The following is a 9,451-nucleotide window of genomic DNA, read 5'->3' as shown; positions in this document are numbered from 1 at the left end:
TGATCTTAACTGTAAACTGTTCACTGTACACTGTCAACTCAATAATGTGGCACAAAAGTGCCACATTATTGTAATAACCCGCCACTTTCAAACTATATATTAGCAAAATTTAACTTAAGTTAATATGGACGACCTCTAATTATAATATCAAAATTATAACCAATATGCTACACTTTTTTCTTCCTTATAATTGAAAAAACAAAATAATTTACTTATATAACGGACTTCAGTAGTAAACATCCTAGAAAAGGAAAGGTGAGCTATTGCTAGCTCACCTAAAATTAATCTTCCATCTGTTTAGCTAAAAATCCAGCTGCTGTAGTAGCTAACTTAACTTCTAAATCTCCCATCTCGGTTCCACCTTGCTGGGATACTAAAACAACAACCCCAATCGCTTCACCTTGAGACATGATTGGAGTTAGAACTTGAGCTGTAAATCTCTCCTCATCATAAATTCCTTCACAGAATATTTCTTCATCTACTTCATTTGGTTCATTAATTATTTTAGTTTCTCCAGATTCCATTACTCCTTCTGTCAGTCCACTAGTTGGTTTATCAATAAATTTATTCTTTTGGGCACCTGCTACCGCTACAATTGCATCACGATCTAATACACAAGCAATATGACCTGTTACTTCAGCAAGAGAATCAACATACTCTTGAGCAAATTCCCCTAATTCACCAATTGGAGAATATTTTTTTAAGATAACTTCACCATCACGATCAACAAAGATCTCTAATGGTTCACCTTCTCTAATTCTCATCGTTCTCCTAATCTCTTTAGGAATCACAACCCGCCCCAAATCATCTATACGACGTACTATACCTGTAGCTTTCATTTTTTAATGATTAGCATCTGACTTTAAATTGAATACTAACCAATTGACACCTCCTTAAAATTTTATTTCCTACCCCTTTCACTATTAGTATATAATTAGATCAAAAATTTTATTCTTATTATACCAACTAATGTTAAAGGAGTAGTCAGAACTATTCTTCTACAAGTAAGAACTCTAAGATATTAATTATTAATTTTACCTTTTGTTGATCAGTCAATCCTACTACTTTAACTTCTATCTTAGGTTGAGTAGCATTAATAAATTTCAAGCCAACAAATTTCTGGCTTAAATCTAGCAACTGTCTGCCGTTTAATAAATGATTTTGGGAAATTTTCAAGGTTACTAATTCAGCTCTCTCTTTAATTTCAGCCACTGCTAATTTGTTACCTATAATTTTAATTTTAGCTAATTCTAATAAAATTATTACTTCCTGTGTCAATTCTCCAAATCTATCTTTTAGCTCTTCTGATAATTTATTACATTCTTCGTATGTTTCTAAAGCATCAATTTTTTTATAAATTTCAATTTTCTGCTTAGAATCAGGAATATAATCTCCAGGAAGATAAGCATCTACCTTAAGCTCTAATTCAATCTCTTCCTCTTTCTCTTCTCCTTCAGTCTGTAAGTTAGTAATAGCATTTTCTAACAGTTTACAATATAACGAAAAGCCAATTGCTTCAATATGACCATGTTGTTCCGGCCCTAAAATATTACCTGCTCCTCTAATCTCTAAATCACGCATGGCAATCTTAAACCCTGAACCCAACTTAGTAAACTCTTTAATTGCTTTTAACCTTTTTTCAGCTATTTCCGATAAAATTTGATCCTGTTCATATAATAAATAGGCATAAGCTACCTGATTACTTCTACCTACCCTTCCTCGCAATTGATAAAGTTGAGACAAGCCCATTTTATCTGCTCGATTAATAATAATTGTATTGACATTAGAAATATCTAAACCAGTTTCTATAATTGTTGTACAGACTAAAATATCAAATTCCCCTTCTAAAAAATCAAGCATTAATTTTTCTAACTTCAACTCACTCATCTGTCCATGAACTACTGCTACTTCAGCTTCAGGTACTAAACTTTTGACTTTAGCAGCTATTTTTTTGATATCCTTCACCCGATTATGAACAAAATAGATCTGCCCACCTCGATTTAACTCTCTACTAAGAGCAGTCTTGATTAAATTTTGATCATACTCCCGTACATAAGTCCTAATTGGATATCTATTTTCAGGAGGAGTCTCAATTAAACTGATATCTCTAACTCCTACTAAAGACATATGGAGTGTTCGAGGAATAGGGGTAGCAGTCATCGTTAAAACATCAATACTCTTTTTCAACTGTTTTAACCTTTCTTTTTGGCTAACCCCAAACCTTTGCTCCTCATCTACCACTACCAACCCTAAATCTTTAAATTTAACATCATTCGATAATAACCTATGGGTTCCAATTACTACATCAATCGTACCGATTTTTAACCCTTCAATAATTTTTTTCTGTTCCGTAACAGTTCTAAATCTACTCAACATTGCTACTTCAATTGGATAATCGGCAAACCTTTCTTGTAAATTATTCCAATGCTGCTGGGCCAAAATAGTCGTTGGAACTAGAAAAGCAGCCTGTTTCCCGTCTATAACTACTTTAAATATAGCTCTAATAGCAACTTCAGTCTTTCCATAACCAACATCCCCACATAACAACCTGTCCATTGGTTGAATTGACTCCATATCTTGTTTAACTTTTTCTATTGCTTTAAGTTGATCTGGAGTCTCTTGATAAGGAAATTTAGCCTCAAATTCTTGTTGCCAAACCGTATCTTCACTAAATGCATAACCTTGTTTTAGCTCTCGCTGAGCATATAACTCCAATAATTCTTCGGCCATCTCAGCTACAGACTTTTTAACCCGAGCCTTAACTTTATTCCAATTATCTCCATCCAATTTATGTAGTTTAGGCTCTTTGTCATCCATACCAATATATTTTTGAATTAAATCAACCTGATCAGTCGGAACATATAATTTATCATCACCTGAATAAGAGATTAATAAGTAATCCTTATTCTTCCCTTGCACTTCTAAAGTTTTAATGCCTAAATAATGACCAATTCCATGGTTTTCATGAACTACATAATCTCCTTGATTCAATTCAGTAAAAGAAGAAAGCTCAACTCCTTGGTTAAAAGCTTTGGTCCTCTTTCTCTTTCGCTTATGTTCTTTAAATAATTCATTCTCAGTATATAAAGCAAATTTTGCTTCTGAAAATAAAAAGCCATGCTTTAAATTACAAGTTGTTAAAATTATATTACCTGCTTTTAATTCCCCAGTAATCTCTTCTACTACAATTGCTGGCAAATCATCTTCTACTAGCCGTTCTTTTAACCTATGAGCCTTCTTCAAATTAGTCAACCCAACTACAATCTTATAGCCATTATTTAGCTGCTCAGTAATCTGATCAATCAATAAATCAAGCTTACCTTGAAAGCTCTGTAATCTCCGAGAGCTGATTTCTAATTCAAAATCAGTCTCAATATAATCAACCTTCTTCTTGGTTGGAGAAAGATAAAGTTTCTGTTGCTTGATATCATAAAAAAATTGATTGAAATCGATAAATAAATCTTGATACCCTGCTAATAAACTGCCTTGTTCAAGCATAGTAATATAAGTTTGATTAACCCCTTTTAAAAAGTCAATTCCAGATTCTTTAATCTGAAGAGGATTAATCAAAGTAACCAGTCCTGTAAAATAATCTAACAAAGAACTTTGTTGATAAAAATAGTTTAAATATTGTCTGATTTCGGGAAATTTAATCCCTTTATTTATTCGCTCTAGATCATTAGTTACTTTTTCTTTTAATTGAGTAGCAGTTTTTGATTCTAATTTTTTCAAAGTAGTCTTTAAATCATTTTTTATCTTCTCACAGCCCAAACTTAACCCTTCTTGTGGTAACATAAATTCAGTTGCAGGGCCAATTTCAACCTCATTTAATTCTTGTTGGGAAGATTGACTGACCAGATCAAATTGGCGAATTGATTCAATTTGCTGACCAAAAAGATCAATTCTAATCGGTTCTTGCTCAGTCAGAGGATAAATATCTAAAATCCCTCCTCTAACACTAAAATTACCTGGCTGCTCTACCCTTCCTACACTTTGATAACCCATTTGTACCAATTTATTCCTTAATTGATCAAGGTGTATCTCAACCCCTAACTTCAAATCAACCATATACCTTTGGTAAACCTGAGGAGTAATTATTTTTTCTAATAGAGTTTGAATTGGAGCAATAATTACTCTATTTTTATCGCTAACTAGACTTTTTAAGACCTTTAATCTTTCCTGAACGATATCTTGTTCAATTTCTAATGATTCATGAGGAAAGATTTGATACCGAGGAAACAATAACACCTCTTCTTCAGAAAATAACCGTACTAAATCCTCATAAACCAGATCTGCTTGTTTTAAATTTGGGGTAATAATTAATAGATCATTGATTAAGTTTAATTTTAAATTAGCCAATAAAAAATTCTGACTACTTTCATCTATTCCTATTACTTGACCTTCTTGTCCTGCTTGATAACTTTTAACCAATTCCTTAAATTTAGAGGATTGATTTAAAACTTTCAATAAGGTTTCCTTCATAGCTATCTACTCCTTTATCAATGCCAAAAAAGGTCTTAGGTTAACCTAAGACCTTTAACTAACTTTCTTTTAATGCAGCTGTTGCCGGTAAATTAACTCATCCCATTCATATTCTTTTTCACATTCATCACAAGTCACATTAACATAAATACTATCAGCTTCTTTTTTAATTATATCCTCTTTCTCTCGCTCCGTCAAGATATTAAAACCTAGCTCAACTTCATCTAAAGAAGTCACCTCTAAATAATCTATTATCTTTTGGCATTCAGGGCATTTATAGATCAGTTCCATTCTATCATTCCCCCTATTTTGTGATTCCAATAACTATGAACCAACCCCACAATTACAATACCTAATAACAACTGTCCTGTCTGTTCTAGAATAAATAGAGTTAAATAACCAAATAATAAATGACTTATAATAGCTAATATTGCTGCTAAAGTACTATCCAAATAATCAAAAACCCCTTCAATTATTCCAAATCCTAAATGAACCAATATTAAATTACCACCTAGCAAATAAAAACCCCCACTCTTCAATACTTCTTCTACTAGTGGAATTAAATATAATATTGTTTGATTGCCAAATTTAATTACAAATTGCCGATTAATCATAAAAGCTAATAAAGCTACCACCATAGCTATTAATAGAGAATTCATCATTTACTCCTAACCATTTTCTTTTAAATATTCTCACCTAAATTAGTCCATAATATACAAAAAAGCCTGAGAAAAATCTCAGACTCACTCTAAAAGTTAATTATCATCCGCGTTAACTTGATACAATTCTTGGTATTATAAGGGTTTGAAGTGAAGTTTAATTACAATATAGCTTCACAATTGACAATTGACGGAATGTACAATTTACAATTAAAGATCAAGTTCTTAAAAGCTTAAGTTTTCTGAAAAACCTTGTGATAATAAGCTTTGATTGATTTTGGTTATAAGATTTAAAGGTTTTAATTGTCAATTTTGTCAATTGTACATTGTAAATTGAAGTTAAGCTATATATCAATAAAAAGTAAGCTATTTGGAAAATTATATAATAAGTTGGCGGGCATGAGTTAATTATATTGATTCATAGCTTGTTGTAAACCTTCTGTTAGGAAGAGTTTGAGAGCATCACAGACAGCTACTAATACAGAATCTAATTCTTTTTCTTCTTGCTGGGTAAACTCTCCCAAAACATGATCAACAATAGAACCATGCTCAGGTCGACCAATTCCAACCTTAATTCTAGGAAATTCTTTAGTCTGTAAGTGATTAAAGATAGATTTAATTCCATTATGCCCACCATGACCACCTTTAGGCTTAATCTTAAATCGACCTAACTCTAAATCAAGATCATCATACACAATTAAAATATCTTCAGGTTCAATCTTATAATAATCTGCTAAAAGCCTAACAACTTGCCCACTATGGTTCATAAAAGTTTGTGGTTTAACTAAAATTACTTTTTCTGAACCTATTCTCAAATTACCTACTATAGCTTTCTTTTCTTCCCTCTTCAAGCTAAGATTATACTCATCTGCTAACAAGTTCAAGACCATAAAACCTACATTGTGACGAGTAAATTGATATTTATAACCTGGATTACCTAAACCAACAATCAATTTCAACTAATTGACCCTCCTCGGTGCAAGCACACGAGGATTCTTAGGCTGAGAGCGTAATCGCTACTCATATCTCCTAAGCGTAACTTCCTGTCAGCCCGACAGTAAAAATCCTAAGTAGTGCTTGCCTTAATTTTTAATCCTTCATTTAAAATATTCAAACTAGCATTAATATCCCTACCATGTACCTCTTTACATTTGGGACATTCCCACTTTCTAACACTTAAATCTTTAACTTTCTCATTCTTGTAGCCACAGTTATTACATAATTGGCTACTAGCAAAGAAAGTATCTATCTTAACTAAATTCCTTCCATACCATTTAGCTTTATAAGTTAATAATTCAATAAACTTACTCCAGCTAACATCTGATATAGATTTAGCTAATTTAGAATTTTTAAGCATATTTTTCACCTTTAAAGTTTCAACTGCTATGAATTGGTTTTCTTCAATTAACTTAGTTGAAACCTTGTGTAAGAAATCTAATCTAATATTAGCTACTTTTTCATAAACCTTACCTAATTTCTTTTTAGCTTTACACCAATTATTAGAACCTTTTTCTTTTCTAGCTAGACTTCTGTTTAATCTAGCAATCTTTTTCTCATATTTCTTTAATACCCTAGGATTAGCTATTTTCTCACCATCTGACATAATAGCAAACTCTTTTAATCCCAAGTCTATTCCTATTTGCTTATCTACTTTAGGCAACTCTTCAACTTCTTCTTTAACTGCTATTGAGATAAAATATTTATCTGTATTAGATTTAGTTACTGTAACATTTAATATCTTACCTTTGACCTTTTTAGGCTTTCTAAACTTAATCCAGCCTAATTTAGGCAACTTAATTTTGTTATCTTTTACTTCAATATTTGTAGTTCCACTTTTTCTAGTAAATTTATTAGTACGATAAGAGTTTTTTCTGTTTCTCTTGGATTTAAACTTAGGAAATCCATATTTACCCTTGAAAAAATTCTTAAATCCCCTATCTAAATCTTTAAGTGCGTTTTGTAAAGCAAACTTGTCTGACTCTTTTAACCATTCTAATTCTTTCTTTAATTGAGTTAATTGCTTAGAATATTTAGTATAAGTTAAGTATTCATTTTCTTTAGCCTTACCTAAGAAATGATTATAAACATATCTTGCACACCCTACTGATTTATTAATTAATATCCTTTGTTCTTTATTAGGACATAATCTAAACCTGTATGCCTTTTCTCTAACTGTCATATTTCCACCTCCTCACTTAATATTATAGCATAAGCTTAAATAAGTTGAAATATTAATATTTAAGTGTTATAGTTAGTTTAGGAGGTGTTAATTATGTCAGATTTAACTACTAGAAAGAGAATTACTACCACTTTAGATAAAGATTTAATTGATAAATTAGATAATCTTTCTAAAGAAACTAGAATACCTAAATCTAAATTATTTGATGAGGCTATTAAGGATTTACTTAAAAAGCATAAAGAATAAAGTCAAGACCGTCCACTCTTACCACAGGGCATTATCAAGGGAAACCCTTGCTACGATAAATCCGCCACAGTGGTTTGCGGGTGGACTTTAACTTCCATCACAACCAAACTTAAGCCTAAGCAAATAAAAACCAAGGTGCAACCATTTTGATTGCACCTTGGCCCTTAACTATGATTACTCTTCTTCCCCAACTTCATCTTCTTCATCTTCTTCATCTTCTTCAACTTCTTCACCAATAACTTCTGGCTCTTCTAATTCTTCTTCTTCTGCATCAGCAGGTTCTAGATCTAACTCAGTAGGTACAACAACTGTAGCTATTGTCTCATCACCAGAAGTTAAAATTTCAACCTCATCACTAACTTCTAATTCTGCAACACTTAATGATTGTCCAACTTCTAATTCTGCAACATCAGCTTCAATTGTATCTGGAATATCTGTTGGTAAACATTCAACCTCAAGCTCTCTTAAAATCTGCTCTAAAATTCCGCCTTCTCTCTCTCCAGCAGCAGGACCAACTAATTCAACAGGAACTTCAATCTCAACAGTCTCATCTAAGTTAATCTCATAGAGATCTATATGTAATAGATCACCTTTAATTACATCCCGTTGTACTTCTTTAACCATTACTGGTTGAGTAGTATCATTATCTAGTTCTAAATCCAAAATAACATTTCCACCAATTAGTTGATCAACCTTTTTCGAATTCAGTTTTAAATTAACTGGCTGTCGGTCTCGTCCATAAAGAACTCCAGGAATCAAACCTTCTCTTCGTAGACGGCGAGCAGTACCTTTTCCAGTTTCTTCTCTCACCTCAGCGTTAAGTTCTAAACGTTCCATAAATACCCTCTCCTTTTTAATATTTTCTCATAAATTACATTATATCATACTATAAGTCCAACTAACAGAGATTAAAATAAAACACTTACTGATTGATCATTATAAATTCTCTCAATTCCTTTAGCCATTAGTGGTGCTACTGATAAAACTGTTACCTGATCAAAGTTTTTCTCTTTAGATAAAGGAATTGTATCTGTTACAACCAACTCATTAATCGCAGAGCCTTTCAATCTATCTATTGCTGGCCCTGAAAATAAAGGGTGTGTACAAGTAGCAAAGATATCTTTAGCTCCCTGTTCTTTTAAAGCCGCAGCTGCATTAGTAATTGTTCCTGCTGTATCGATCATATCATCTACTAAAATTACATTTTTATTTTGCACATCACCGATAATATTCATTACTTCTGACACATTAGCTTCAGGTCTTCGCTTATCAATAATAGCAATCGATGTATTCAATTTTTCAGCAAAATCACGAGCCCGCTTAACTCCACCAATATCTGGAGCTACAACAATAATATCATCTAAATCCTTTTCTAAAAAGTAATCAGCTAAAATCGGTGCTCCGAATAAATTATCAACTGGTATATCAAAAAAACCTTGGATTTGGCGTGCATGAAGATCTATTGCCAACATTCTATCTGCTCCAGCTTGAGTCAATAAATTAGCAATTAATTTAGCAGTCACTGGATCTCTAGGCTTGGCTTTGCGATCCTGTCTAGCATAGCCATAATAAGGAACAACTGCTGTAATCTCACGAGCAGAAGCCCTTTTTAGAGCATCAACCATAATTAATAATTCCATTAAATTTTCATTAACTGGAGGACAGGTCGGCTGAATAACAAATACATCATCTCCTCTAACACTTTCTGTAATTTCTACTCCAATTTCTCCATCACTGAAGCGCTTTACTTCAGAGCTTAATAAGTCTGTTTTTAAATAATCACATATTTTCTGTGCTAAATCGGGATTTGCATTACCAGCAAAAATTTTAAAGTCATTTCCTCGTGGGGACATTACTATAAACCTCCTGTATTTAATTATCTATA

General features: G+C 32.3%; 9 protein-coding genes. 1 reads left to right on the top strand and 8 read right to left on the bottom strand.

Features of this window, described 5'->3' with window-relative positions; translation table 11 throughout:
* Window positions 1-281: 281 nt before the first annotated feature.
* The 6 genes from spoVT to tnpB all read right to left on the bottom strand — a co-directional run bounded on the left by spoVT (window position 282) and on the right by tnpB (window position 7,320).
* The gene (gene spoVT, locus MWH25_RS03245) at window positions 282-839 is read right to left on the bottom strand and encodes a stage V sporulation protein T (RefSeq protein ID WP_248625745.1); all 558 of its coding nucleotides are present in this window, start codon (window positions 837-839) and stop codon (window positions 282-284) included.
* Window positions 840-990: 151 nt separating this feature from the next.
* Complete coding sequence (gene mfd, locus MWH25_RS03240; RefSeq protein ID WP_248625743.1) at window positions 991-4,482, bottom strand: transcription-repair coupling factor; 3,492 nt, start codon at window positions 4,480-4,482, stop codon at window positions 991-993.
* Window positions 4,483-4,551: 69 nt separating this feature from the next.
* Complete coding sequence (locus MWH25_RS03235; RefSeq protein ID WP_248625741.1) at window positions 4,552-4,773, bottom strand: anti-sigma-F factor Fin; 222 nt, start codon at window positions 4,771-4,773, stop codon at window positions 4,552-4,554.
* Entirely contained in the window at window positions 4,764-5,141 is a 378-nt protein-coding gene (locus MWH25_RS03230; protein WP_248625739.1) for a hypothetical protein, read from the bottom strand. The genes MWH25_RS03235 and MWH25_RS03230 overlap by 10 nt, the downstream gene beginning before the upstream one ends.
* A gap of 404 nt (window positions 5,142-5,545) precedes the next feature.
* Entirely contained in the window at window positions 5,546-6,100 is a 555-nt protein-coding gene (pth, locus tag MWH25_RS03225) for an aminoacyl-tRNA hydrolase (RefSeq protein ID WP_248625737.1), read from the bottom strand.
* Between the two features lie 107 nt (window positions 6,101-6,207).
* The gene (gene tnpB / locus MWH25_RS03220) at window positions 6,208-7,320 is read right to left on the bottom strand and encodes an IS200/IS605 family element RNA-guided endonuclease TnpB (RefSeq protein WP_248625735.1); all 1,113 of its coding nucleotides are present in this window, start codon (window positions 7,318-7,320) and stop codon (window positions 6,208-6,210) included.
* Window positions 7,321-7,413: 93 nt separating this feature from the next.
* Here tnpB and MWH25_RS03215 point away from each other — a divergent pair, with 93 nt between their 5' ends.
* Window positions 7,414-7,566, top strand: a complete 153-nt coding sequence (locus MWH25_RS03215; RefSeq protein ID WP_015327352.1) for a ribbon-helix-helix domain-containing protein — start codon at window positions 7,414-7,416, stop codon at window positions 7,564-7,566.
* 174 nt (window positions 7,567-7,740) lie between these two features.
* Here MWH25_RS03215 and MWH25_RS03210 read toward each other — a convergent pair whose 3' ends face one another.
* The gene (locus tag MWH25_RS03210; protein ID WP_248625733.1) at window positions 7,741-8,403 is read right to left on the bottom strand and encodes a 50S ribosomal protein L25; all 663 of its coding nucleotides are present in this window, start codon (window positions 8,401-8,403) and stop codon (window positions 7,741-7,743) included.
* 71 nt (window positions 8,404-8,474) lie between these two features.
* Window positions 8,475-9,419, bottom strand: coding sequence for a ribose-phosphate diphosphokinase (locus MWH25_RS03205; protein WP_248625731.1), 945 nt, complete (start codon window positions 9,417-9,419; stop codon window positions 8,475-8,477).
* Window positions 9,420-9,451: the final 32 nt, after the last annotated feature.

It is taken from the genome of Natroniella acetigena (genome assembly GCF_023227745.1).
Classification (GTDB): Bacteria; Bacillota; Halanaerobiia; order Halobacteroidales; family Halobacteroidaceae; genus Natroniella; species Natroniella acetigena.
The sequence above is the reverse complement of the archived record's forward strand: the minus strand, read 5'-3'. Positions and strand labels throughout refer to the sequence as shown.

Coding starts and splice junctions, on each gene's coding strand:
- MWH25_RS03205 (WP_248625731.1), bottom strand. CDS start 9,419: ATGTCCCCACGAGGAAATGACTTTAAAATTTTTGCTGGTAATGCAAAT.
- mfd (WP_248625743.1), bottom strand. CDS start 4,482: ATGAAGGAAACCTTATTGAAAGTTTTAAATCAATCCTCTAAATTTAAG.
- MWH25_RS03235 (WP_248625741.1), bottom strand. CDS start 4,773: ATGGAACTGATCTATAAATGCCCTGAATGCCAAAAGATAATAGATTAT.
- MWH25_RS03230 (WP_248625739.1), bottom strand. CDS start 5,141: ATGAATTCTCTATTAATAGCTATGGTGGTAGCTTTATTAGCTTTTATG.
- MWH25_RS03215 (WP_015327352.1), top strand. CDS start 7,414: ATGTCAGATTTAACTACTAGAAAGAGAATTACTACCACTTTAGATAAA.
- MWH25_RS03210 (WP_248625733.1), bottom strand. CDS start 8,403: ATGGAACGTTTAGAACTTAACGCTGAGGTGAGAGAAGAAACTGGAAAA.
- spoVT (WP_248625745.1), bottom strand. CDS start 839: ATGAAAGCTACAGGTATAGTACGTCGTATAGATGATTTGGGGCGGGTT.
- tnpB (WP_248625735.1), bottom strand. CDS start 7,320: ATGACAGTTAGAGAAAAGGCATACAGGTTTAGATTATGTCCTAATAAA.